Below are 25,766 nucleotides of genomic sequence, written 5' to 3' on the forward strand. Positions count from 1 at the left end.
ATAAGTTTCAGTTTTTTCTTTACGTTAAAGTTACCAATCCGTTACTACAGCAAAAAACGATGATGGATCGACCCTCATCGTTTTGTCATCTGCTATAGGATAATGGTATCTCTACTTCGACACAGGTACCATTTGTATCACTGCTGATCATTACTTTACCTGAATGATTCTCGATGATTTGTTTACTGACCATGATGCCGAGACCCGTCCCATCGCTTTTGGTCGTAAAAAAAGGTTCTCCGATTCTTCCGGCAATTTCTTCAGGAATGCCTTCCCCTTCGTCAGTGAACCTGATCACCGTGACAAGATCGGACTGCTCCACTTCAATCATTACTTTCCCGCCTGCAGGCATCGCCTCCATTGCATTTTTTATGAAATTTATGAAGACTTGTTTGATGCGGTTTTCATCACATATCACCTTGCACCGGCTGCAATTGAATACCGGATTTATTTCAATGTCTTTCATGATGGCATCTGTATTGAGCAGAGTGACAACCTGATTGACCAATTCAATCAGATTCACTTCTTTCATGTCAGAAACTTTCGGTTTGGCCAGGGCAAGTAATTCGTTCAGGATTGTTTCGATTCTGTTTATTTCAGAGGAAACCACTTCAAAATAATCTTTCTTCTCGGGTATATCGCTCTCCATCAGTTGGAGGAATCCCTTTATGGATGTAATCGGATTTCTGATTTCATGTGCAATCCCTGCAGCCAGCTGCCCGGCGACAGATAATTTCTCGGATTTCATCATCAGTTCCTGGGTTATTTTTTGTTCAGAAAGGTCCCGTACAATGATATGTATTGCTTTTTCATTATTAAAGAATGTGGGAATGGCTTTCATTTCAACCTCTGCAACCGAGCCGTCGAGACAGATCAATGTATAAGGATGAGGCAAAGCTGTTTCGCCTTGATTCAAGTTCGTCACTCGGTCTTTAAGTGATTCCCTTTCGTCCTCATGAACAAAGTCGAGTATGCTTTTATTCATGATCTCTGATTTACTCTCTGCATGCAGCAGCTTCATTCCGGTTTCATTGATATATTGACACACATCATTCTTTGTAATGATGACGGTGTCTGGGGAGAATTCAACAATCCGCCTGTATAGCTCGGCGTTATGCTCCAGGTTTCTCATATCCTGTTCTGAAGCGCTCATCCCCTGTTCTTGCAGCAGCCCTATTTTGCCCTGTGCTTCATCAGACACTGTACCCGATCCCTCCATTCATGAATTGGTTTAAATTTCCTCAGTAACTACATTGTAACGAAAAACTCATGATTTGTGTATTTTTTTAGCTCAATTCTGAAAACTTAATCAAAAAAAACACCTGTCCCTTCTGCAAGTGTAAGCATTACAGCGGGACAGGCATGCATCTTATAGAATGTCCAGCCAAATTTTAATGGCTGTACCCAGTATCAACAGGGCCAATATTGTTTGTAAAATCTTTGTATTCATCTTCTTACCTGCCATTGCCCCTAATGGAGAAGCGATCAAGCTTGCCACTACCATGATCAATGCAGGCACATAGTCTACCTGCCCTGTACTGATCTTGCCGACGGTTGAACCGATGGAAGAAATCAGCGTGATGGCAAGTGAGGATGCAATCGTCATTTTGGTAGGGATTTTAAGGACAACCAGCATGATCGGAACCAGCAGGAACGCTCCCGCAGCCCCTACAATCCCTGCACCGACCCCGACAATCAGGGACAATACGGCTGCCAGCCATTTATTGAACTTTACATCTTCAAACTTGATGTCATCGATCCCTTTTTTAGGGATGAACATCATGATGGCTGCTGCCAATGCCAGAATCCCATAGACAAGATTGATGCCATCTTCACTCATTGCCTTGGAACCGTATCCTCCGATGAAGCTCCCGATCAGGATGCTTACACCCATATAGGCGATAAGCGTCTTGTTCAAGTAGCCGCCTTTCCGGTAAGCCCATACGCCTCCGAGTGTGGCGAAGAATACCTGTACGGCACTGATGCCTGAAACTTCATGTGCTGAGAATGTCGCTACCCCCAGTAATGGCGGGATATACAGAAGCATGGGATATTTGATGATGCTTCCCCCGATTCCAACCATTCCTGAAATATAAGATCCAATAAAGCCGATTAAAAATATAGTAATGATAAATGCCAAATCCATTCGTCAGTTCCTCCTTTTCATGAGCTCTTTTGATTTATGATCATACAGCTTTGCGAAATGCATCATTTTAAATGGGAACCTTTTCAAGGTTCCCATTTAGTACTCAAGCTTTTAAGATTCGCTTAGCGGACTGCACAGCGGTTTGGACCGATTTCCATTTCACGCTGCTTCTCATCATCGGGAGTAATTTTACCCATGTTTGTTTCACGGATTTCCTGATATGCATTCGGTTGAGGAGGAAGGTTCTCGGAAACAAGCTTTCTGAACTCTTCTTCGTCTTCGATATTCAAACCGTGGTTCTTCGCAAAAAGAGTGCCCAGTTTTTCGCCGACCGTACCGTCCTCGTTCAATTCATCGATGATCATGAAGTGAGCAGGAAGTACTGTCAGTTCCATTGATAAGTTTTTATAACGTTTATAAAGACTTTCTCTCAAATCAGCAACCCAGTCCTCTGCTTTACCGGCAAGGTCCGGACGTCCAATACTGTCTACGAACAGGATATCCCCTGATAACAGATATTTCTCGTCAATGACGAAAGAAGTTGATCCGATTGTATGTCCAGGTGAATAGAGTGCATTGATATCGATTGTTGAGTTACCGATAGCCACTTTATTGCCATCTTCAAGCGCAGCATATTCAAACGTTACTTCCTCTGCATCTTTAGGAGGCAGCCAGTAAGTCGCATTCGTCGCTTCAGCGATTTTACGTCCGCCTGAGATGTGATCGGCATGCAGGTGAGTATCGAATACATTCGTGATTTCTGCATTCTTATCTTTTGCAAAATTGATGAAAATATCAGTCATGCGTGTAGCATCTACCACTGCGGCTTCACCATTAGAAACCACCATGTATGAAAGACAGCCTTTACCTAAACGGACGAATTGATACAGTTCGCCGCCATCAGTGAGATCGCCGACTTTTACAGGTTCAAGATGTTCACTCCATGCTTTCATTCCGCCTTCTAAATAAGAAACATCCAGTCCTTCGTCAGAAAGCATCTCTGCAACCATGACGGAAGACCCTTCTTTTGCACATACAACCAAAACATCTTTATCTTTCGGAAGTTTTTCTAAAATTTCTTCCACTCCATCAAGAAGATCGAAGTACGGGATGTTAAGATATTCAAAAGTATGCCCTTCGACTTTCCAATCTTCGAAAGCATCTACATTACGTACATCCAAGATAAACAATTCTTCGTTGTTCATTACTTTTTTAGCCACTTCTTTAGGACTCATTGCTTTAACTGCCATTGTTTCAACCTCCCAAAATTTTTATCATGCATTTATATCAATCAGTGTAATTGTCACTATCAATTATTCAACGTCTGATTCGACTTCCCCTGACCATTCGCTCATGCCTGGCACTACATTGATGACATTGGCAAAACCTTTGTCGGCAAGTAATTGTGCAGCCATGTCACTGCGGTTCCCTGTACGGCAAACAACATAAATGTTTTTGTCTTTCGCAAGTTCATCCGCTTTTGCTTCCAATTCACCAAGTGGAATCGATACTGCTCCTGGAATATGTTTGAACGCATATTCTGCTTTTTCACGAACATCCAGTACGAGCGTATTTTCGTCGTCGAGCTTTCCTGCTAAATCTTCATTATTCGTAACAGCTTCATGCTTGCGTTCCGCACTGTCTTCGCCGCTTGATTTACGAACGAAATGCTTTAGTACATCGCCTTCTTCAATCGTACCGAGATAGTCATGACCTGAACTCTTTGCCCATGCCTGCAGATCTGCTTTAGATCCTTTATCCGTTGCCTGGATTTCGATCACTTGGCCGGATTCAAGATCTTTCATCGCTTTCTTCGTTTTCACGATCGGCATCGGACATGCCAAACCCTTTGCATCTAGAACGAAATTTGCTTCAATAGTCATAAAAGAACCTCCAATTACCTCATAGGGTATATTTTATTTCAAAAAAAATTAGATAAAGAGATTTACGTTGCCGTTTTCAGCGTCTGCCAAATATGCAGCCACACCCGCATACTCTATTTCATCCATCAGTTCATCTTTATGAAGTCCCAATAGATCCATTGTCATCGTGCAGGCAACAAGCTTAACATCTTGCTCTTTTGCCATATCAATTAAATCTGGGAGAGGCATCGCATTATGCTTTTTCATAACACCTTTAATCATTTTCGGTCCCATTCCTGCAAAGTGCATATTGGATAATCCCAATTTATCGGCACCGCGCGGCATCATTTTGCCGAACATTTTTTCCATGAAACTTTTCTTCACTGGAACCATTTCTTCTTTTCTCAGTGCATTCAAGCCCCAGAAAGTATGGAAAATCGTTACCTCATGGTCGTATGCAGCAGCACCATTTGCGATGATGTATGCAGCCATCGCTTTATCATAATCTCCACTGAAGAGAATAATATTAGTTGATTTTGTCTCTGACATCTGTTTTCCTCCTTTAAAATACAAGAGGGGGTATGTTTCCCCTCAAAAAAATTTATCCTTTTTTAATCCAGAATGTGAATACATCATTTTCTTCTTTAGAATCTACAAGTTCATGTCCACCTGACTTAGCCCAAGCAGTCAAATCACTCTTTGCACCTTTATCAGTCGTTTGGACTTCAAGGATCTGTCCTGATTCAATTTCTTTAATTGCCTTTCTTGTTTTCACGATTGGCATCGGGCAAGCTAATCCTTTTGCGTCTAGTACTTTATCTGCGTTCATTCGTAATTCCTCCTAAATGTTTGTTTATATTTTATAACTTAAAATACCTATAAGGGTATGTTAAATGATATAAAAAAAGTTGTCAACACTTTTTATTTATCTGCTTTTCACTAACAGGTTCACTGCTTCTTTCACGAATTCATCCGTGTTTTCACCGGACTCTTGTGAATCTCTCACACATTCAACAAGGTTTAAACTTACAATCAAGCCGACGGAACGATCAAGAGCCGTTTTGGCTGCTGACAGCTGGGAAATCACATCTTTGCAATCTTCCCCCTGCTCCATCATTCGTAAAATTCCCCGGAGCTGCCCTTCAACACGTTTGATTCGATTTTTAACTTGAGAATTGTATTCCATGTAGACACCTCCCAGAAACACGCTTAGTTGTGATGTGTTCTTGCTACATTGACTATAATATACCCTATGGAGTATTTAGTCAAGTGGTTCGTGAAATTTTTTTTAGGTCTGCCTATTTGACCGGAATAACTATTATATAGAGTGTACTTCTAATGCCGCTTTTGATTTCCGTGCAGGACTTCGCTTTCAGCTTACGGCACTTACGCCTTCTGCCATTTCTCTCATTAGATCCTCCCGCGACTTGCTCCTCTATGTTGTGTTTTTCATGTATGCCTTGAATGTTTTAAAAGTATTCTCGGAGGTTTTAAGCATTTTTGAACCAGTAAACGGAATGGCATAGCTCGCCAATTAGGAATAATCAGCGTTTCGGCTCAATAAGCGCTATAATGCAGCCTGAGGAACGGGAGCGAATGAGGTAATCTTTTAATTTCGGCCGGTAATCTTTCGAAAATTGGGCTTTTTCTTTGAATTCAGGGCAATAATCTTCGAATTCTCCGGAATAATCTTTGAATTTCAGGAATTATTCCACCACTTACTAAAAATATCCAATAAAAAGAACAGAAACATAAGATAAATAGTGCATGAAGTCATAGAACGCATTCGCAGACGATTCAACTTTTACCTCACGCCCTGTTCAAAGCCCATTCACATTTCGGATGGGAGTCTGCGTCGAGCTCTACAATCAACCGCTGGGTCGAGTTAATATTCTTTTCTTCCTCTCAAATATAAAGCCGGATCTGATTCCTTAAAAGAAATCAAATCCGGCTTTACTTATATTGAATTGTTGCCCAAGTCCGGTTTGACTGACTGTTTGCATCCCCCGCTAATCATCCCCCCGGGGATACTTCTGCCCGCAGATGCCGGGCGAATGTTTTTAGGTGATCGGGGGTGCAGATGTCTTCTTCGAGTAGTGGGATTTGGTAGAGTTCTTGTTCTGTGAATTTGGTTTTCATGAGCTGCAGGTATTCCTTTTCCTGATCTTTTCTTTTTTGAAGGAATTCTCCGTCGGCTGTTTCCGGGAGGATTTTGTTGACGATGAGGCCCTGAATGTTCAGTTGAACTCTTTTCATTAATTCGATGGCTTTTTCTGTTTCAAGGATCGGAAGCCGCTCGGGGATCAGGACAAAGATGAATCCTGTCTTCGTCGGGTCAAGCAGGATGGAGCGGACCTGAGCGAATTTTTCCCTTCTTTTATGTAATGCATCAAATATAGGATCTTCCACCGGTTCGCCGTCATTCAGTAATTGGGAGTAGTTTTTATTTGTCTTCTTTCTTCTTTCAAGCATGCCGTCCATCCATACGCCCATCAACTCCGGAAGTGACAGGAGCCTGATTGTATGACCAGTGGGTGCCGTGTCAAAGATGATTTTATCAAAATGTTCCTTCTCCTCTAGGATGATCGATACCATCCTGTCGAATAAAGCTGCTTCCTCAGCACCTGGCGCCGAGGCAGCCATATCAATCTGCCGGTGGACCTCGTCAATCATCGACGACTTGATCATGCCCTTTAGGTTGCCCTTCACCCCTTTTATATAGGATCTAGTTTCCTGGTCGGGGTCAATTTCGAGTCCCCACAGATTGTCCCCCAGCTGCACTTTCTCCCCTCCGATATGTGTGTGGAAAATGTCCCCTAAATTGTGAGCGGGGTCTGTGGAAATGATCAGCGTCTTATCTCCGGATTGGGCAAACATCATTGCAAGTGCAGAAGCAGAGGTGGATTTACCGACTCCTCCTTTACCTCCTACAAACACGATAGATTGTTTTTCAATTGTATTCATTCTCTCCCCTCCTTTCGCTGTATCAGCAGCATCTTATTCCCTCAAGCGGGGAATGCTCCATTCCCATGCGTAAATGCCAGTCATGAAATTTTTCAAGCATGAATGGATAAAGTTCCAATGTGTAATAAAATACCGGATTCGGCAACCCGAGCATGTCAGAATATAAAAGTAAGAAAAACAAGTCGTCCTCATCTCTTAATTCCCTTGCGATTTCTGTCTTATGGGGGTGCCGGATGATTTCATCATATAAATGAATGAGGCGCTTGAATTTCTCAAGTATTGCGGCGTTCATCACTATGTCCCCTCCCCTCGAAATAATGGAAGGGACCTTTTTGGCACTCAAAAAGGTCCCTTTTTTCAGGCTGTGAACTGTGTTGGATCTTCCCCTTTTTTCGAAAGCGAAGAAGCGGCTGTGATCAAAATCCACAGAGTGAAAATCAAGATGATGCTTCCAAAGATGAATAGCAGCATATTCCCTTCCGTCTCACCTGCTCCCGACCATTCAAAGATCACTTGGTTGATCATGGCCCACAGTGTCATGAACATCAGGAACAGCATCGGGATCAAGGTCGCGATATAATTCCTTCCCTGTCTCTTGAGCCAGATGGTGATCAAGAGCAGGCTGATGCCTGCAAGCAATTGGTTGGATGTACCGAATAACGGCCATAGCAGATATCCGCCGGATCCGAACCCCTTAGGACCTTGTGGCAGAAGTGTTAGGGCTGCACTCGATACAACCGCAATCGTTGTCGCCACATGCGTTTTCGTCAATGGCATGACGTTATATTCCTCACCCAGTTCGGCGATGATATATCTCATCAACCGGACGGAAGAGTCCAGCGTCGTTGCAGCAAAGCTCACGATGATGACGGATACGATCGTGGCAGCTATATCAGCCGGGATTCCGAGACCTGCCGCCAATTGCCCTGCACCCTTGATAAATACGCCAAGTCCTGCTCCACTTGCAGCTGCAAACCCGCTGTATGTAGCTTTGAACTCTGCAATATTCGGGAAAAATGTTATACATGCGATGATTGCAATCAGTGCGAGTGCCCCTTCACCCACAGCTCCCAAATACCCGACAAACCTTGCTTCTGTTTCATTATTCAGCTGCTTGGATGAAGTACCTGACGATACAAGACCGTGGAATCCGGAAATCGCTCCGCACGCGATCGTGATGAATAGCAGCGGGAACCACGAAACGTCGGCAGAACTGTTCGTCATCGGTGCCGTAATCTTAGGATTTGAAAATAATAGACCCAAATACAATAACCCCAGGCCGACTACCAGTTGATGCGAATTGATATAATCCCTCGGCTGCAGCAGCTTCCAAACCGGAAGCGTCGAGGCAATATATACATATATCATCAGGATGATGATCCATGCAAAGAATGCCATACTGGTAGAGCTTAATCCAAATAAAGAAACAGCGCCTTCACCTCCGAAATACTGCACAAAATCGATCTGCAGGAATTCCACCCTGCTTGCCACGACAGCGGAAAGATACATGACTGCCAAAGCAACCAGCGACGGGAGAAGCATGCTTCCGCTCCGCTTATAAACCCTGTACCCTATCCAGACAGCCAGCGGTATTTGGATGAATACGGACAGCACACTTGCCGGGAAAGTAATGAATAAGTTCGCAATGACCCATGCAAAGACGGCATTTACCATCAATACGAGGATTAAAATAATGAATAAAAACAGAACCTTTGCCCGTTTTCCAATTAACTTGCTAGCCAGTGTCCCGACTGATTGTCCTTTGTTTCTCACAGAAAGGACGAGTGTGCCGAAATCATGAACTCCGGCAGCAAATACGGTACCGAGTATGACCCATAGAAACGCAGGCAGCCAGCCCCAATAAACCGCAATTGCCGGTCCGACAATCGGTGCAGCACCGGCTACAGATGTGAAGTGATGCCCCCACAGCACGAACTTATTTGTAGGAACGAAGTCAACCCCATCTTTATACTGATGTGCTGGTGTAACATAATCGGGATCCAATCGATAAATCCGTTCAGCAATCAGCTTAGAGTAATACTTATACCCTAATAAAAATACAATCCCCCCTATTAGTGCAAGCCAAATTCCTCCCATGATAATCCTCCTTCAACATGATATAGAGCAGGCAGTACATCCCATTCATTCAAGAAGGAAGTCTTGGTTGAAAATACAGAATTTTTAGAATGTAATGCTTACTACATTTTACATTGGCTTATCCCGGTTTTCAACGGTAAGTTACATGGTGCATAAGCTGATTGAAATGATCAGGAAATTCGTCATATGAAAAAAGAACCGGATATCCATCCGGTTCCATTCTTAACTAACGATGATACTGTCTTCATCCGTCGGGTCCACCGCCTGAGGGATATCCACGGTCGTCCTTAACAGCGTTTCGTTGGTGTCATCCGTTTTGGGATGACTGGTTTCAGTCGGGAACTGAAAAGGGATCGTTTTTTTCTCCCCCGCTTTGATTGTTCCGATATCATTCAGGATGACCGTATTCAGCTCCTTTTCATGATATGGGAAATCACTGTCCTCTTTATCTTCCTCATACTTGTGAAGGAGGACAAGCCTTACCTCATTGATCGGCTGGTCTGCATTCCCTCCTTCAAGAATGACTTCCCCGTGGATGGTGTCCCCTTGTTTGATTTCGCCTTTACTGACCACGGTATCTACTTTGACATGACCGATTCCGATACTTGATAGAAATTTATTTAACACGTTTTAACCACCTTTCTCCTGATTGTGAAGTTTTACGCACTTCTAAAATAAACAGACTTATACACATATATTGCTATCCCGATGCAGAAACTATCAATGAAACTTGATAGAAAGAAGGAATATGTATGAAAAAAATACTCATGACCCTTTTAACAGTATGTCTACTGAGCTTCGGCTTCAACGGATATGCAGCAGCTGAAGGACAGCCGGCCGCCCCGCAGAAAGTCAATCTGACAGATGACCAGAAGCAAGAATTGGACAAATTGCATCAGCAGTTATTCAACTCAAAGAAAGAACTGATCAATAAATATGTTGAATATGGTGTGTTCACGAAGGAACAAGGAGACATGATGCTCAAGAAGATGGAAGAACGCTACAAGAAACTCAAGGAAAACGGCTATATGATGAGATGGCACCATCACCAGGGAAAGAATCTTCATCCACAAAATCAGCAATAAGAAGCTGGCCGAATCCATTTCCCCTTGGTTCCGGTTCCGCGGGATTCCTCCCTGCAGGAACCGGCATCTTCATGAATGGTTACCGCGCTTTACAGAGATCTAAGAATCTCTGCGGCTTCCTCCACTTGTTCCATACTCACATCATAATGCGTCACAAACCTGACTGCATAAGGACCGAAACCGCCTATCAAAATCCCCTTGTCCCTCAGGATCTCCACAAACTCTGCCGAGGTGTTCCCTCTCTCTTTTACATCCGCTACGACAATATTCGTATCAACATCATTCATGATAGAGATTCCCTCACATGTTTCCAGAGCTTCTTTAAGGATGGCGGCTTTTTTATGGTCTTCTGACAACCGCCTCCTCATATTAGTCAAGGCAACCAAACCGGGTGCAGCAAGTATACCCGCCTGCCTTAAGCCCCCTCCAAGCCGCTTTCTCCACTTCCTTGCCCTTTGAATAAATGAAGAGTCGCCGGCAATGATCGAGCCGACCGGGGCCCCCAGTCCTTTCGACAGACAAATCTGCACCGTGTCACAATGGCGGGTGAATTCCTTCACATCTTTCCCTGCAGCAGCTGATGCATTAAATAACCTTGCCCCGTCTACGTGGAGGGGTATCGAATGCTTCCGTGCGACTGCATGAATTGCTTCCATATTTTCCGGCGAAACGATCGCACCGCCGGCCCGGTTGTGGGTATTCTCCAGACAGATCAGTCCTGTCTCGGGAAAATGCTGATCTTCATCCCGAATTGCATTTTCAACATCATCCGGGTCCATTGCCCCTTTTATGCCTGGAAGTGTTCTCGTCTGTACCCCCGCCAGAGCAGCAACTGCTCCTGATTCATAATAGAAAATATGCGAGTTCTCTTCGAGGATGATTTCATTTCCGGGACGTGTATGCGTCAGAACCGCGATTTGATTCCCCTGTGTGCCGCTCGTGACAAACAATGCTTTTTCCTTGCCGAGTACCCTTGCAGCTTCTTCTTCAAGCTTTAGGACCGTCGGATCTTCCCCATATACATCATCACCCACTTCCGCTTCGAATGCCGCAAGCCGCATTTCTTTAGTAGGTTTTGTGACTGTATCGCTCCGTAAATCAATCATGGTATGTATTCCCCCGCTTTTATTATGTATTGATGATAGTATAACAAAAAAGCGCGCGAGCCGTCAGTCCGGAATACATAACCTTACTAAAATGAAAATAATTCCATTTACCTATAAAAAATATAATTATAGGAATATTCATAACATTCGGTTCTTTATTGTGTTACTATTTTAATGGGTAGTGTAAAGACACTTCGAAGTCAACGTGTTTCTTCTATAATATAAGCACGCATTCGGCCCTAACATGATAAATAAGGAGTAAGAAGATGAATATCGGCTCTAAAATCCGCTTCCACAGACAAAAAAAGAACCTGACACAAGAAGAATTATCAAAGGGGATTATTTCGGTATCATATCTTTCAAAGCTCGAGAATAATCAAGTCTTCCCGTCTGAAGAGATCATTCAGTTGTTATGTGAACGCCTTGGCGTATCTTCCCTTCAGAACGATGAGCAGGAATTGAATAAACTGCTTGAGAAATGGAACCGCTCCCTCCTTTGGAAAGACCTAGAGGCAGCCGAATCATACCATGATGAAATAAAAAAACTGCTGAATGAAACGGATGACCTGACTCCGCAGCTTTTATATAAAATACTCTTTATTCGTTACCAATTGATCCATTCAGACCTTGAGAGTGTCCGCACGAACCTGGCCCGCATCCATAGTCATTATAAGGAATTAAACGATACACTGAGATTTTACTACCACAGATATAAAGGCAATTACTACTATGCAGTACAACAATATGACAAAGCCCTCACAGAATTGAAAGAGGCCGAAACCTACTATGTTCTGGGCAGTGTAACAAATGAAGAAGAACGGGCTGATCTCTATTATTTATTCAGCCTAGTCCTTACGAGATTGAATATGTACAGGCTTGCTATCTATTACGGGGAAAAATCATTGTCCATCTTCCAGGGGGTGTACTTTCAGCAAAGGTGTGCTGAAGTCCACTTGCTCCTGGGTATTTGTTATAGAAGGATCCGATACAGTGAAGAAGCCCTCAAACATTATGATTGGGCAAATTTCATAAGCAAATCAATCAACTACAACAGACTCACATCCATGGTGGAGCAGAATCTGGGCTACTTAAAGTCGGTCATGAATAAAAGCGAAGAAGCGATCCAGCATTATTTAAGAAGCATCGAGTTAAAGGAATCTGACGTGGAAGGAAAGCTCAATTCCATTTTGGCACTTGTAAAAGAATACTATAAACTTAACCGCTTCAATCAGGTACGCTACTGGCTTCCTAAGGGGCTCGCACTTTGCTCAAAGGACGTGTTCCCGGGTAAATATTATCAATTGTCGTATTATCAGTACGCATTGGATGATTTCCCGACAGGCTTTGAACACTTCATGAAGGAATATATCCTGCCCTACTTCAAAGAAAACGGTGAACAGCTTTTATATGCCGAGTATTCTAAATTCCTTGGTCAATATTATCAGGGAGTTAGGAGATATAAAAATGCAGCATTCCACTTAAAGGAATCCAATTCCATTTATGAAGAGATGCTGTCCTTATAGGGAGGTGAGAATGTGAAAAAAATGAAACAACTCGTTATCGCTGTAAGTCTGACCGCAATGGCGCTCGGTGGGGTGGTTGTGATCAATTCCCCAGAAGAAGATTTCCCGCCATACAGCGTGAAACAATAATCTTATAAACAGAAAGACTGGTTAGCCTATAACCAGTCTTTTCGTTTGTTTATTGCAAGTTGCGCGGCGGCTCTATTGTATGTGATTCCAATGCCACTTCCTTAAACAAGTCATTCCCTTCCTCTTTGTTCTTGCCATTAACGGGTGACTGCGGTATATACTGCTGTCCATTCAAGGAAAGGCTCCCGATCAATTGCCTAAGTGCAAAAACTTCTTGTTTCAAAAGATGTACATCATTATTAGTAGCCGGCCGGCTGCTTTCCTTAAGAATGAATCCCACTTGGCCGTTCGGTTCCAACGTTGCTTCTTGGACATCCGATAGCTTGCTGATCTGGTTCTGCCTCAGTTTCATTTCCAGCTGATCAACGGTAAGCCTGAGTTTTTTCAGGGTATCCGTTTGCAGTTCCCCGTCTTTTATCAGCACCTTCGACCTTCCTGTGATGAACTTTTCAATCCAATCTGCCTTGATTTGCATATATTCAATCACAACCAGGGAAACCACAAGGATCAACCCCACAAACAAAGTGGTCCATATACTCTCCCCTGCAATCGGCTGAACAAGCAGGGACCCGATCCCGATCATAATCACGACTTGGGCAAGGGACATCTGCGAAATAGACTTCCTGCCTGCAATCCGCAAAAGGAGTGTTCCTCCGAGAACTACTAGAATGGCCTTCCAAATTAAATGGATATCCAACATGATCACTTCCTTCATATAGATTTATCTTTTGAAATCATGCCGAAAATATCCATCAAATAAATAGAAATTTTCAGAACAAAGATATATAGTTAAAAAGGTAGATACCAAAGGGGGAATAAAACAATGAACACACGTTACAATGAAAATTTAGAGAGATACGCCGACCTCATCGTCAGAGTCGGCCTGAACATCCAGGAAGGACAGCAGGTACTTATTTCCGCGCCTGTCACTACATATGAATTCGTGCGCATGGTCACGAATAAAGCATACGAAGCCGGGGCACTCCATGTCATGACGGACTTCTACGATGAAGAATTGAAGAAAATCAGACTGGAAAAATCCAGTGAGGAAGGGTTGAAAGTATACCCTCATTGGAAGCAGAAGGGGTACATTGAGATGGCCGAGAACAATGTTGCACTCTTGAACCTCATCGCTCCTGACCCGTCCCTTCTCAAGGATGCCGATCCTGAGCGGGTAGCGTTACTCAATAAAGTGGGTGCAGAAGCATCCAAAGAGTTCTCGTCCTATATCGGCGGCGGAAAAATCAGCTGGCTGATTGCGGCCTATCCGACACGACAATGGGCTGAAAGTGTGTTCCCTGGCTTAGAAAGGGAAGATGCAGTCGAGAAGCTATGGGAAAATATCTTCTACACCACCCGGACGGACCGCGAAGAATCAGTGGACCGGTGGGAAAAGCATATTGGCGAACTGAATAAAAGAGCCCGCCTGCTGAATGAAGCTGGCTACCGCAAACTGCATTATAAAGGACCGGGGACCGATTTGACGATTGGATTCCACCAGCAGACGAAGTGGATCAGCGCCCAGTTCACGAATGACCGCGGGACTCCGTTTGTACCGAACCTGCCGACGGAAGAAGTATTCACGATCCCGGATAGAACGAGTGTGAATGGAATCGTTTCTTCAACGAAACCGCTCAATTATGCGGGTACATTAATCAAAGACTTCACGCTGACCTTCAAGGACGGGAAGGTAGTCGATTTCTCAGCGCAAGAGGGATATGAAACATTAAAAAATCTTCTGGTTGCGGACGAAGGTGCTTCATACCTCGGAGAAGTCGCGCTTGTCCCACATGACTCACCGATTTCAAACACGAACATCATCTTTAATAACACACTCTATGATGAAAATGCTTCATGCCACATCGCACTCGGACGTGCACTGTCCGTCTGCGTTGAAAATGGAAACAACCTGACTGAGGAAGAATTGAATGACGTCGGCTTCAACCAAAGCATGATCCACGTTGACTTCATGATCGGCTCCAATGAATTGAATATCGATGGAGAAAAAGCGGATGGCACCCTGGAGCCTATCTTTAGGAATGGAGATTGGGTGTAGATCATTGTTTATAGTCGCCGGATAATGTAAAAGTAAAAATGTAAACCCGAACATGATTCGAATTTTTTGTGTGAAATTCGGATTTGTTCGGGTTTTTTGTTAGTTTGAATGTTTTTATAAAGTGATTTTTGTGACGGTGAGGGGTTTTTTGGGTGGTAAATGGGTCGCGTGGTATACCCTAACAGGTGTTTGTAATCCATTTTGGGAATTTATGATCCTAGTCCGAGATTTACGATCCTATTTGAGGATTTACGATCCTAATTAGAAATATACGTTCCTAAATAAAAATTTATGATCCTAATTCCAAATATATGATCTCATGAGAATGATTCTAAATAACTCCCACTATCCCATGTAGACCTCTCTCCTTAATTAATTTCCATAAATTACATCCATTATGACAATAAAATTTCATTTATAACATTTTCAATACCCCTTCTATCGCTTACAATAATAATATAGGGATTAAAGGAGCGATACATTTGTCAACCTTCACGAATAAACATACATTGGTTTGGAGCGGGCTGATATTGGCCACTCTTTTCATCATATTCACGATATTTAAATCATCCAACGTACAATCAAGCGAAAAAGCTTTGACGGCAGTGGAGAAATATCCTACTGTGTTTGTACATGGCTACAAAGGGACCTATAATTCATTCAGAACGATGCTGGACCGCTTCGAACATCATCACGGCTGGGGAAAAAAGACACTGGAGATCTATGTGTCCGAGAACGGAAGCGTCTCCTATAAAGGTACCATTCCAAAAAACCCTTCCTCCCCTCCTCTGGTCCAGGTCATTTTCGAAGATAATCGGGCAGCACTCGACAAACAGGCAATATGGCTGGAAAATGCATTGAAGCTTATGCATCACAGCTTTCAGGTCGATAACATCAATCTAGTCGGTCATTCGATGGGCGGACTCGCTTCCACCAAATACCTGGAAAACGCCCGGGGTAAAGATTTTCTGCCTGCGACCCACAAGTTCATAACCATCGCCACCCCATTTGAAGGCGTGACGAAAGATTCTTATGATCAAATCAATACCGGGGCGGCCGTCATTGATTTAAAACCACAGTCCAGAGCGCTTAAACACCTATATCTCAATCGGCATATGATCGATCCGGGAATCAAGATCTTATCCATCGCAGGTTCCGGGGACGACGTCGTGAACGTACCAAGCGCACTTGGAAGTGAAAAACTGTTTGACCGAAATGAATTTTCATCCCAAGTTGTATACGACCCGACCATCTCACACAGCGGACTCCATGAAACCACAAAAGTCGACAGGCTCCTCGGTGATTTTTTATGGGGGAAATAGTCATTGTAAGAGACTGGGATAGAACTTTATTGACTAAATAAAACCCGAATAAATTGCTAAGAGGCGAATTCATTCGGGTTTTTAATTTTTCATGTACACTCTTAGATTTAGCTATTACCAGCGGTTGATTGGAGTGCAAGACGAAGTCTCCTAACAGAAAAGCGGAAGGGCTTTGCAAAGAGGCGTGTGGCATAAGACGAATCGGCCACGAAGGCGTTCTTTGCCTTCTTGGACGGTTTGGCTTATGACATTTGCCTCTAAGCCCTGCAGCTGGCCAATCACGCTATGCTTAAAATGGGTAGGAGGCTCCCCACCCGCCCGCGAAAAGCGAAGTGTTGCACGGAAATCATAAGCGTTATGGAGAGTCTTTACTTATATAGTTTATTTCCAGACTTTATTAATAACCCCGTCCCCCCCCTCTCACCTCTCAATCCCCGGTTGCGTAAAATCCCCAGAAGTTCTATACTACACAAGACTATAGTTAAGTAAGGATGAAGTGCATGACTGCTGAAATCATGATAAAACCCAACCCAAAATTCACAAAACAATTTCAAAAAGGATTTCCCCTTTTGAATAAGGATAATGTTCTGACGGACCTGAATGACCTTGAGGAAGGGACGATCCTTACTCTGACAGATTCCAAAAGGAACTTCATTTCAAGGGGATATTACGGTAAGCAAAATAAAGGACTCGGCTGGCTTGTCAGCTGGAAAGAGCAAGAAGCGATCGATGGGGCATTCTTCAATCGGAAGCTCCAAAATGCCGTAAATCAAAGGCTTCATTTTTTCTATGATGAAGACACGACTGCATTCCGGGTATTCAATAGTGAAGGGGACGGCTTCGGCGGTATTACCCTTGATTACTTCGAAGGATATTACCTGATCCAGTGGTACAGTAAAGGGGCCTACTCTTTTAAAGAAGATATCATCTCGGCCATTAAGAAACTTCCGAATTATAAAGGGCTTTACCAAAAAAAGCGCTTTTCAGTTGAAGGAAAGTATGTGGATGAAGATGATTTTGTTGACGGTGATCGTCCTTCCTTCCCTCTTCTTGTGAAGGAAAACGGCGTCCAGTTTGCCATCTACCTGAATGATGGTGCAATGGTTGGCGTGTTCCTCGATCAACGGGAAGTAAGAAAACGTATCCGGGATGAATACGCAGATGGTAAAAAAGTGCTTAATACTTTCTCATACACGGGGGCTTTTTCGGTATTCGCCGCCCTGGGAGGCGCTGCAGAAACTACAAGCGTCGACTTGGCAAACCGCAGCCTGAGTAAAACCATCGAACAATTCAGTATCAATGGAATAGACTACGAATCCGAGAATATCATCGTGGAAGATGTGTTTAAATATTTCAAATTCGCGGTAAAAAAAGAACTCTCCTTTGATATGGTCATCCTGGATCCGCCGAGCTTTGCCCGCTCTAAAAAACATACCTTCTCTGCTTCAAAAGATTATAAGGATCTTTTAAAAGAAGCCATTGCCATCACCAAAAAAAATGGTGTGATCGTGGCTTCAACGAATTGCAGCACGTTTGATATGAAAAAATTCAAGGGATTTATTGATAAAGCATTCAAGGAAACGGGCGGTTCTTACAAATTGCTGGAGGAATACTCCTTGCCTGAGGACTTCAAGACCATCAATCAATACAAGCAGGGCGACTATTTAAAAGTGGTATTCATCAAGAAATACTGAGTTTGAGGGAAGTTTCATTTGAAACTTCCTTTTCTTTTTCTATGTGGTTCTTTTCGTATACTTTGTTGCTATACCTGAACTTGGGTATTTTCGGGTTGTCCACCCGTCTCTTGTTGAAGCTTGAGTTCGAAAAGAGCACGTCCAAAGCTGTATTAAGGTTATAAACCTATATACAAAAAGAAATAATCTTTTAGAAAACAGCTTTAAATGAAAATTACGGGTCATGATGGGTAAACTTGTATACGACAATATGTTTTCTAAATGACACAGGAAATTTCCCGTAATTCAACAGAGGAAATAATGACAGAATAATCTGTCATTATTTCCTCGGAAACCGCAAGAAGCGACAAATGTTATGGGGCATTGTAGAAATCTATCGAATATGGGGTGTTAATGTTGAATAAAGCAATATTTCTGGATCGTGACGGGGTCATCAATGAAGTGAAAACAAAAAGAGTGAAGTTCGTGAACAAGCCGGAACAGTTTTATTTCCTCGAAGGTGTGAAAGAAGCAGTTACATTATTATCCGATGAAGGATATATGTTGTTTGTCGTGACGAATCAAGGCGGCGTCGGTCTTGGATACTTATCTCATGGGCATCTGGAGCAGATTCATGACTTTATGGTAGGAGAACTTGAAACGGCAGGCGGGAAGATTCATGAAGTTTCATGCTGCACCCATAAGCCCCATGAAGGCTGTGCATGCAGGAAACCTGAGCCGGGCATGATTTTGGATCTTGCTGAAAAATACGATCTGGACCTTGATTCCTCCTATATGATCGGCGACAGGGAACCTGACATCGAGGCCGGGCGTAAAGCCGGATGCAAGACCATTTTGATCTCCGGCTCCCCTTCCCCTCTCTATGGTGCCGATTACGTATTTCCCTCGTTAAAAGAAGCGGCTGACTTCATAATAGAGTGATGTGCTGTATCCCCTCTCTTTTCAGGGGATGCTTTTTTTTGCCACCGCAGCCTGAAATGCTTATCACACCGCACATTCCCTTCCTGTTTTATCGTTTACCTATTGGGGAATTCTATGATAGAGTACTATGGAATGATTTCTAAAAGGAGGGATACATTTGGAGCAGCATGAACTGTTGGAAATCGTTAAAAACGTATATCCATTTGATGTACTGACAGAAGATCAACTGCATTATATTATTTCAGGTTCAAAATATACAACCTTTAAAAAAGGGGAATTTCTCTTTCATGAAGATGAGACGGTAGAGGAACTGGATATTTATTTTCTTGTTTCCGGACTTGCGAAAAATGTCCTTCACCGTTCAAGCGGAAAACAATATTCATTGCGCTTCTACTACCCAGGTGATCTGATCGGGATCATGATCATGCTGACAAGCGGGGAAATGACGTTCTCTGTTCAGGCTATGGAAAATTGCAATGTCTTCCGGATTCAGAAAAGCAGGCTCCTCGATATCATGACGAGGAATAATGATTTTTCAAAAATCATCTTTGAAAGCATCGGAAACCGCATGAAGACGCTTTATGACGAAATCAAATCGAAATCCTCCGACCAGGATGATGAAAATATCACGCTTTTCCGGACCAAGGTACATAATCTGATGGACTCCCCTTCTTTCATTCATGAAGAGGACTCGATTCTAGAAGCTGCAAACGTGATGAAAGACAGGGATACATACGGGCTCGTCGTCGTGGATTCAGATAAAACCTTAAAAGGGATTCTCACGCAGAGGGAAATCCTCTCCTATATCACCGAACCCGACCGGCGGGAAAAAGTGAAAGACTGGATGAAGAGGAATCCTTTCTGGATCCGGGATGAATCCTTTGCTTATGAAGCACTCTCTTATTTTAAGCATGAAGAAGTAGATTTCGTTCCGATCATGCGGAATGATGCCGTTGTAGGTGTATTGACAAGTACCTCTTTCTTGAATATCCAGGATTCCAACTACCTGGATTTATCGTACCGCATCCAAAAAGCGGTTAAAAATGAAGACCTGGTTCAGCTTGCAACCGTTAAAAGTGAGACGTTCCAGCAATTCATCGGAGACCTCCTCCTCCAGGAAAGCCCCGGTTATGATGTATGTGAGGTAATCAGCAACTATAATGACCGCCTGCACAGGAAAATCATACAATTGACGGAGAAGGAGATGCGAGAAGAAGGATACGGACGCTCTCCGATCAATTACTGCTTCATCGTCATGGGAAGCCAGGGCCGGAGTGAGCAGGGATTCCACACCGACCAGGATAACGGAATCATCCTTGACGATTACAGCCATTTATCTGACACTAAAAGAGTGGATTCATACTTCCAGGCATTCACCGAAAAATTAAATCAAAAGCTTGATGCATGCGGATTCCCTGAATGCACAGGCGGAATCATGGCAAAGGAGCAAAAGTGGAAGCGGTCTTATACCGATTGGAAAAAAGCAATCGATGATTGGCTGCATGAAATTGACGCGCAGGAAGTGCAGAACACGACCATGTTCTATGATTTCCGTCCGATATATGGGGATTATTCAATTGCAGAGGAAATCCGCCGTTATCTTGCCGAAAAATCAAAACGTTCACTCAGCATGCAGCAGCTTTTGAGAAAAGACGCCCTACGCTTCAAGCTCCCTGTCGGACCACTTGGGAGGGTCAATCTTAAGCCGAAAAACCACTTATTCAACATTAAGAAATCCGGCCTCATGCAAATCGTCAACATGATTCGGATCCACTGCGTCAAATATGGGGTTAAAGAAGTGAATACCATCAAAAGGGTGAATGCACTGAAGAACATGCAGGCTTTCCACCCCAGGGATGCCGAAAATGTCAAATTGGCCATGCATATTCTGTTAACCCTGCGTACACGGCAGAATCTTAAAGAGTTAAAAGAAGGCAAACCGCTCAGCAATGATATTGATGTACGTGAATTATCAAAAGATGAACGGCAAAGATTGAAGGAAGCCATCCAGATTGCAAACCGATTACAGCAAGTGATGGAAATAAGCTTTAACAGAAATCGGGTGGTCTGATGAATGATATCGGAATTAATGTAGGCTTTCGGATCATAAAATATTATTTATGGCAGCAGTTCTTCTTCCGTGCCCAGTTACGGGAAGAAAAAGCACGGCCGTCTTACTACAAAATCTCCGAAACCTTAAAAGAATTTGAAAATGAAAAATTCACTTTCCAGAAGAAACACTTGAATGATTGCACGTTCACTATTTTCGACCTTGAGACGACAGGATTCTTTCCCGAAGTCGGGGATGAAATCATTTCAATCGGAGCCGTGAAGTTTTTCAATGGGTCTGTACAGGAAAAAGAAACCTTTTATAAAGTCATCGACCCGCTTCAAACGGTGTCCAGAGAAACCAAAAAATTCACGGGTCTGAGAAGGAAGGATTTCAAGCATGCTGTAAAATTCCCTGTCGGATTGAAGCAGTTCCTTGAATTCGCCAAGGGCACGATTTTGGTGGCCCATCCAGCCAGTTTTGATATCAATTTCCTCCAAAAGCGTGTGAATAAATGGGAACTCCCCTCGTTCTATCCCGAATACATCGATTCATTCGCGCTTGCAAATGCATTGATGCAGAGGAATGACTGTTATTTGGATGCTATGGTAGCGAAATTTGGAATTAGAAAAAGGACCCGCCACCATGCACTGAATGATGCCATCATGACAGCTGAATTATTTGAGGAACTGCTTAAGCTTTGCCATCAGCAAGGTGTGCATTCTGTTCAAGCATTGCATGAGTGTATTGATGGCCATGAATGAACTTTTTCAATTAACAAAAAAACTCCCCGAAGATTAATCGGGGAGTCCTGCTTTGTTATTATCGGATTTGACCTGTACCATGCATCATATATTTGATTGTTGTCAATGCAGGGAGACCCATTGGTCCTCTTGCATGCAATTTCTGTGTGGATATGCCGATTTCTGCACCGAAGCCCAATGCTCCTCCGTCAGTGAAACGGGTGGATGCATTATGATAGAGTGCTGCTGCATCGACAAGCGTCATGAACCTTTTAGCCGTTTCTTCATTTTCAGTCACGATCGCTTCTGAATGTTTTGTGCCATATTGTTCGATATGGTCAACTGCATCATCAAGATTTCCAACGACCTTCACTGCGATATCAAGGCTTAAATATTCGTTCGCCCAGTCTTCTTCACCAGCAGGCTTGGCACCGTCAATAGCAGCTGTTACTTTTTCATCTCCATGGATAGAAACATTATATCCAGCCAATTTTTCAGTTAATGCATCTTTGTGTTCATTGAACCATTCTTCATGAATGATGACTGTTTCAGCTGCATTACACACAGCGGGACGATCAGTCTTGGCGTTGATGAGGATGTTTAATGCCTTCTCCACATCAGCCTCTTTATCAATATAAATGTGGCAATTTCCTACGCCAGTCTCAAGCACTGGCACTGTCGCATTATTGACGACTGCATTGATAAGGGCACCGCCGCCGCGTGGAATCAACACATCGATATGCTCCTTCATGGTAAACAGTTCATTCGCTGCTTCACGGTCTGTCGTATTAATGAACTGGACCGCTTCTTTAGGGATGTCTGTCTGTTCCAATGCATCATGCATGACGTCTACAATCGCTTTGTTGGAAGTGATGGCATTCGAACCGCCTTTGAGTACGATTGCATTTCCTGATTTCAATGCAAGCCCTGTTGCATCCACTGTCACATTTGGACGGGCTTCATAAATCATACCGATCACACCCAGGGGTACGGTCACCTTTTGCACCTGAAGCTGGTTTTCAAGGGTCCAGTCTGAAACAACCTTGCCAGTCGGATCTTCCAGGTCAGCGACTTGTCTGAGTCCGTTAGCGAAATCTTCCACTCGTTCTTTCGTCAATGAAAGACGATCCATGAATGCTTCTTCGAATCCTTTTTCGCGTCCTCTTTGCAGATCTTTTTCGTTTTCATCCAGAATGGTCTGGTAGTTTGCATCCAGGTGATCGGCAAGTTTATGCAATGCTTTGTTTTTTTGTTCGGTTGTCAGTAAGCTTAGTGTTTTTGCAGCTTTTTTTGCCATCATTGCTTGTTTTTTTACATCAGTTTTTTCGATTGTTAAAGTCATCAAATGCCTCCTGTTATAGTTTAAAATACCATTTGTCTCTGTTTAAGCCTTCTTTAGACCGCTGTTGATTTCCGTGCAAGACTTCGCTTTCCGCGGGCGGATGGGGAGCCTCCTCGGCTTCGTTACCGGGGTCTCCCCTACTCCGCATTTCCCGCAGGAGTCTGCGACTTGCACTCCAATCAACCGCTGGTAAAGAACTGTTATAAAGTCAAAGAATCGTAAAAATCATGCTCAGGATTCACATACCTGAAAATCAATGTTTATTTAGCTTACACCCCAACCGGGATTGGTACTTCGATGTGGCAGACGAGGTGGTCGATTTCTACGGCGATTTGGTCGTCTTTGATTTCGGATGGGTTTTTGAGCTGGCCTGAACGGAAGTTGACCATTCCTAGTCCGATTTCTTCGTTGTTACTGTCAAGAATCCGAACGACTGCCCCTTTATCGAAGCGTCCTTTTACTGTATAGATATCGTTTATCGTCAGGCTTTCTTTTCTTTCAAGGATTCGGTCTTTCGCCTCTAAGTCAATGGTGATTTCACCTTCAGGACCTGAGTTGAATGCGATCCATTGCTTCTTGGAATCGAGATTCACTGCATCATCTGCAGATTCGAAATACGTACCTTTCGCTGTATGCTGCACAGCGTCATAGATGATGTTCGTATTTCCTGATTTACCAAGGAATGCAGGGATTCCGGATGCCATTGTAATTTTGAATGCATCAATTTTAGAACGCATGCCGCCGGTTCCAACCGAACTTCCCGGTTCTCCGGCCATATCTTCAATGTCCTCACTGATTTCAGTTACACTTTCCAGTAATTCAGCTTCAGGATTCTTGCGCGGATCGGAATCGTATAAACCGTCGATGTCGGACAGGATAATCAATTGATCAGCGTCAACCAATGCTGCGACTTTCGCTGAAAGCGTATCGTTGTCTCCGAACTTCAATCGATCTACTGTTACCGTATCATTTTCGTTTACAATCGGGATGATGCCTCGTTCAAGCAGCACATTGATTGTGTTGCGCGCATTATTATAGCGGTCTTCATCTGAAAAATCACTACGAGTAATCAGAATTTGAGAAGCAACGTATCCGTGTGAAATAAATAGATCAGAATATGCTTCAATCAATAAACCTTGCCCGATTGCGGCTGCAGCCTGCTTCTCAGGTAATGAGCTTGGGCGCGTAAGGCAGCCTAATTTCCTGTAACCGGCAGCCACTGCTCCTGAAGACACAAGTAATACTTCATGGCCGTCATCTTTCAGACGCACCACTTCGTCCACCAGGCGTTCGAGCTTCCTTCTGCTCATTTCTCCGTGAAGACTTGTCAAAGAACTGCTTCCAATCTTGATCACAATACGTTTCTGCTTGTTTTCTTGGGACATCCAATCACTCCTAGTAAAAAGGTCCGCCCCTCGTCCCTTCATTGTGATGAGGGACGGACTTGTATTTCTGTTAAGCTTCGTACATTTATATAAATGGTAATTTTATATTTGAGGTTTGGTTTTTGTCTTATTTTAGTTTGTCACGAGTTGACGGGACTGTAATTCAGAGCTAATTTCCTTCGATCTTTTTTCTGCTCCTTTTACAGCTTCTGAGATAGCTTTACCTCCGCCGAATTGTGCAAGTGCATCAAGGCCGGCAGCTGTTGTGCCATTAGGGGATGTTACGTTTTCTCTTAGTTGTGTTGGTGTTTCTTCTCTTTCCAGCATCATTTTGGCAGCCCCGAAAATGGTCTGTGCACCGATTTTCCGTGCCATTTGAGGATCAAGTCCGGCTTCTGCTCCTGTCTTTTCGATGTGTTCCATTAAATAATAGAAGTAAGCTGGTCCGCTTCCGGCAATCCCTGTGAAAATATCCATCTTACTTTCATCGATTACATACACTTCACCGATACTTGATAAAAGTTCTTTCGCATTCATCATATCTTCTTCTGAAGTGAATCTGCCGGCACTGATTGCTGTAGCAGACTCTTTAAGCATACTTGACGTATTCGGCATCACGCGGATGACAGATTGACCGCCGGGAAGCTGTTCTTCCATGTGTGATGTCGTGATTCCTGCCAGCACCGACATGATGACTGTATCGCTCTTGACGAGATGATTGATTGAATCCAGCGCTTTATCTATATCCTTTGGTTTCATTGCAAGGATGAGGATATCGATTTCGCTGAACGGAAGTTGATCCTTCAATAATGTGCGTACACCGTACTTTTCATTTATTTCCTGAAGTTTTTCTTTGTTGCTTCGGTTGGAGACAATGATTTGATCCTTAGCAATCTTTCCACTCTGTACCGTTCCGGAAATCATTGCTTCAGCCATATTACCTGCACCAAGAAAAGCGATTGTTTTATTTTTCAACAAAAATATCCACTCCGTTTCTTTCATTTAATAAGGTTGTTTTTCAGTTATGTTTTTATTTTTAATGTTATTTTTTGTTTTCAATGTTTGTTTTGTCCTGTGTTTTGTTCACAACGTTTATAATCGTAACACGCTGGTAAATGATATCAAGGCGATATCCGGAAGTAGTAAGGAATACGCCGAAAAAGAAAGTGGAAGCGTTGTCATTCCCATTTATGTGGTTCAAATGCCTTCTGAGAGCTTCAAATCACTAATAATCCCGTATAATCAGAATTATTGGATTTACAATTGGGGATTAAGCGGGGTTTTGAGGGGGTGAGTTGAAGGACTATAGCCGTTTGGTTGGGGAATCTTTTAATTTTGGCC

24 protein-coding genes are annotated in these 25,766 nt (G+C 43.3%); 8 read left to right on the forward strand and 16 right to left on the reverse strand.

The features are described 5' to 3' along the window. Positions 1-85: 85 nt before the first annotated feature. The 11 genes from AS034_RS02880 to AS034_RS02930 form a co-directional block, all read right to left on the reverse strand. Positions 86-1,201 carry an ATP-binding protein gene (locus AS034_RS02880; RefSeq protein ID WP_058297467.1) on the reverse strand — a complete coding sequence of 372 codons (1,116 nt, stop codon included), beginning with the start codon at positions 1,199-1,201 and terminating at the stop codon, positions 86-88. Between the two features lie 168 nt (positions 1,202-1,369). Further along, positions 1,370-2,146, reverse strand: coding sequence for a sulfite exporter TauE/SafE family protein (locus AS034_RS02885; RefSeq protein WP_058297468.1), 777 nt, complete (start codon positions 2,144-2,146; stop codon positions 1,370-1,372). Between the two features lie 122 nt (positions 2,147-2,268). Continuing rightward, a complete protein-coding gene (locus tag AS034_RS02890) occupies positions 2,269-3,396 on the reverse strand; it encodes an MBL fold metallo-hydrolase (protein WP_058297469.1) in 1,128 nt (375 codons plus the stop codon). 63 nt (positions 3,397-3,459) lie between these two features. After that, the gene (locus tag AS034_RS02895) at positions 3,460-4,029 is read right to left on the reverse strand and encodes a sulfurtransferase TusA family protein (RefSeq protein ID WP_058297470.1); all 570 of its coding nucleotides are present in this window, start codon (positions 4,027-4,029) and stop codon (positions 3,460-3,462) included. 48 nt (positions 4,030-4,077) lie between these two features. Continuing rightward, complete coding sequence (locus AS034_RS02900; RefSeq protein ID WP_058297471.1) at positions 4,078-4,557, reverse strand: DsrE/DsrF/DrsH-like family protein; 480 nt, start codon at positions 4,555-4,557, stop codon at positions 4,078-4,080. A gap of 52 nt (positions 4,558-4,609) precedes the next feature. Beyond that, positions 4,610-4,837, reverse strand: a complete 228-nt coding sequence (locus AS034_RS02905; protein ID WP_058297472.1) for a sulfurtransferase TusA family protein — start codon at positions 4,835-4,837, stop codon at positions 4,610-4,612. Positions 4,838-4,933: 96 nt separating this feature from the next. Then, positions 4,934-5,194 carry a metal-sensitive transcriptional regulator gene (locus AS034_RS02910; protein ID WP_058297473.1) on the reverse strand — a complete coding sequence of 87 codons (261 nt, stop codon included), beginning with the start codon at positions 5,192-5,194 and terminating at the stop codon, positions 4,934-4,936. An 827-nt stretch (positions 5,195-6,021) separates the two neighbouring features. After that, positions 6,022-6,972, reverse strand: a complete 951-nt coding sequence (locus AS034_RS02915; protein ID WP_058297474.1) for an ArsA family ATPase — start codon at positions 6,970-6,972, stop codon at positions 6,022-6,024. Positions 6,973-6,994: 22 nt separating this feature from the next. Then, positions 6,995-7,264, reverse strand: a complete 270-nt coding sequence (locus tag AS034_RS02920) for a cory-CC-star protein (RefSeq protein WP_176716075.1) — start codon at positions 7,262-7,264, stop codon at positions 6,995-6,997. Between the two features lie 65 nt (positions 7,265-7,329). After that, positions 7,330-9,069 carry a carbon starvation CstA family protein gene (locus AS034_RS02925; protein WP_032088131.1) on the reverse strand — a complete coding sequence of 580 codons (1,740 nt, stop codon included), beginning with the start codon at positions 9,067-9,069 and terminating at the stop codon, positions 7,330-7,332. A 222-nt stretch (positions 9,070-9,291) separates the two neighbouring features. Beyond that, positions 9,292-9,696 (reverse strand): sporulation protein, encoded by a 405-nt coding sequence (locus AS034_RS02930; protein ID WP_058297475.1) that lies wholly within the window; start codon positions 9,694-9,696, stop codon positions 9,292-9,294. Positions 9,697-9,821: 125 nt separating this feature from the next. On the opposite strand from AS034_RS02930, the gene AS034_RS02935 reads away from it, so the two are divergent. Then, on the forward strand, positions 9,822-10,154 hold the full coding sequence (locus AS034_RS02935) for a YckD family protein (RefSeq protein ID WP_058297476.1): 333 nt from the start codon (positions 9,822-9,824) through the stop codon (positions 10,152-10,154). 89 nt (positions 10,155-10,243) lie between these two features. Here AS034_RS02935 and ltaE read toward each other — a convergent pair whose 3' ends face one another. Next, entirely contained in the window at positions 10,244-11,260 is a 1,017-nt protein-coding gene (gene ltaE / locus AS034_RS02940) for a low-specificity L-threonine aldolase (RefSeq protein ID WP_058297477.1), read from the reverse strand. A gap of 266 nt (positions 11,261-11,526) precedes the next feature. On the opposite strand from ltaE, the gene AS034_RS02945 reads away from it, so the two are divergent. Further along, positions 11,527-12,783 (forward strand): helix-turn-helix transcriptional regulator, encoded by a 1,257-nt coding sequence (locus tag AS034_RS02945; protein WP_058297478.1) that lies wholly within the window; start codon positions 11,527-11,529, stop codon positions 12,781-12,783. 178 nt (positions 12,784-12,961) lie between these two features. Here AS034_RS02945 and AS034_RS02950 read toward each other — a convergent pair whose 3' ends face one another. After that, positions 12,962-13,627: a DUF421 domain-containing protein gene (locus AS034_RS02950; protein WP_411160243.1), complete on the reverse strand. Its 666-nt coding sequence runs from the start codon at positions 13,625-13,627 to the stop codon at positions 12,962-12,964. A gap of 108 nt (positions 13,628-13,735) precedes the next feature. Between AS034_RS02950 and AS034_RS02955 the strand changes: the two genes are divergently transcribed. From AS034_RS02955 to AS034_RS02980, 6 genes are all read left to right on the forward strand, one after another. After that, positions 13,736-14,968: an aminopeptidase gene (locus AS034_RS02955; protein WP_058297479.1), complete on the forward strand. Its 1,233-nt coding sequence runs from the start codon at positions 13,736-13,738 to the stop codon at positions 14,966-14,968. Between the two features lie 482 nt (positions 14,969-15,450). Continuing rightward, entirely contained in the window at positions 15,451-16,290 is an 840-nt protein-coding gene (locus tag AS034_RS02960; RefSeq protein ID WP_058297480.1) for an alpha/beta hydrolase, read from the forward strand. Positions 16,291-16,790: 500 nt separating this feature from the next. After that, positions 16,791-17,984 carry a class I SAM-dependent rRNA methyltransferase gene (locus tag AS034_RS02965; protein ID WP_058297481.1) on the forward strand — a complete coding sequence of 398 codons (1,194 nt, stop codon included), beginning with the start codon at positions 16,791-16,793 and terminating at the stop codon, positions 17,982-17,984. Between the two features lie 396 nt (positions 17,985-18,380). Beyond that, the gene (locus tag AS034_RS02970) at positions 18,381-18,905 is read left to right on the forward strand and encodes a D-glycero-alpha-D-manno-heptose-1,7-bisphosphate 7-phosphatase (RefSeq protein WP_058298075.1); all 525 of its coding nucleotides are present in this window, start codon (positions 18,381-18,383) and stop codon (positions 18,903-18,905) included. 157 nt (positions 18,906-19,062) lie between these two features. Then, positions 19,063-20,976: a DUF294 nucleotidyltransferase-like domain-containing protein gene (locus AS034_RS02975; protein WP_058297482.1), complete on the forward strand. Its 1,914-nt coding sequence runs from the start codon at positions 19,063-19,065 to the stop codon at positions 20,974-20,976. Further along, positions 20,976-21,719: a 3'-5' exonuclease gene (locus AS034_RS02980; protein ID WP_058297483.1), complete on the forward strand. Its 744-nt coding sequence runs from the start codon at positions 20,976-20,978 to the stop codon at positions 21,717-21,719. Before AS034_RS02975 ends, AS034_RS02980 begins: the two co-directional genes overlap by 1 nt. 58 nt (positions 21,720-21,777) lie before the next feature. Here AS034_RS02980 and AS034_RS02985 read toward each other — a convergent pair whose 3' ends face one another. From AS034_RS02985 to proC, 3 genes are all read right to left on the reverse strand, one after another. After that, positions 21,778-23,040: a glutamate-5-semialdehyde dehydrogenase gene (locus tag AS034_RS02985; protein ID WP_058297484.1), complete on the reverse strand. Its 1,263-nt coding sequence runs from the start codon at positions 23,038-23,040 to the stop codon at positions 21,778-21,780. Positions 23,041-23,309: 269 nt separating this feature from the next. Further along, positions 23,310-24,425 (reverse strand): glutamate 5-kinase, encoded by a 1,116-nt coding sequence (gene proB, locus AS034_RS02990; RefSeq protein WP_032088124.1) that lies wholly within the window; start codon positions 24,423-24,425, stop codon positions 23,310-23,312. A 132-nt stretch (positions 24,426-24,557) separates the two neighbouring features. After that, complete coding sequence (gene proC / locus AS034_RS02995) at positions 24,558-25,403, reverse strand: pyrroline-5-carboxylate reductase (RefSeq protein WP_058297485.1); 846 nt, start codon at positions 25,401-25,403, stop codon at positions 24,558-24,560. Positions 25,404-25,766 lie beyond the last annotated feature (363 nt).

Source organism: [Bacillus] enclensis (genome assembly GCF_001456935.1).
Classification (GTDB): Bacteria; Bacillota; Bacilli; order Bacillales; family Bacillaceae_B; genus Rossellomorea; species Rossellomorea enclensis.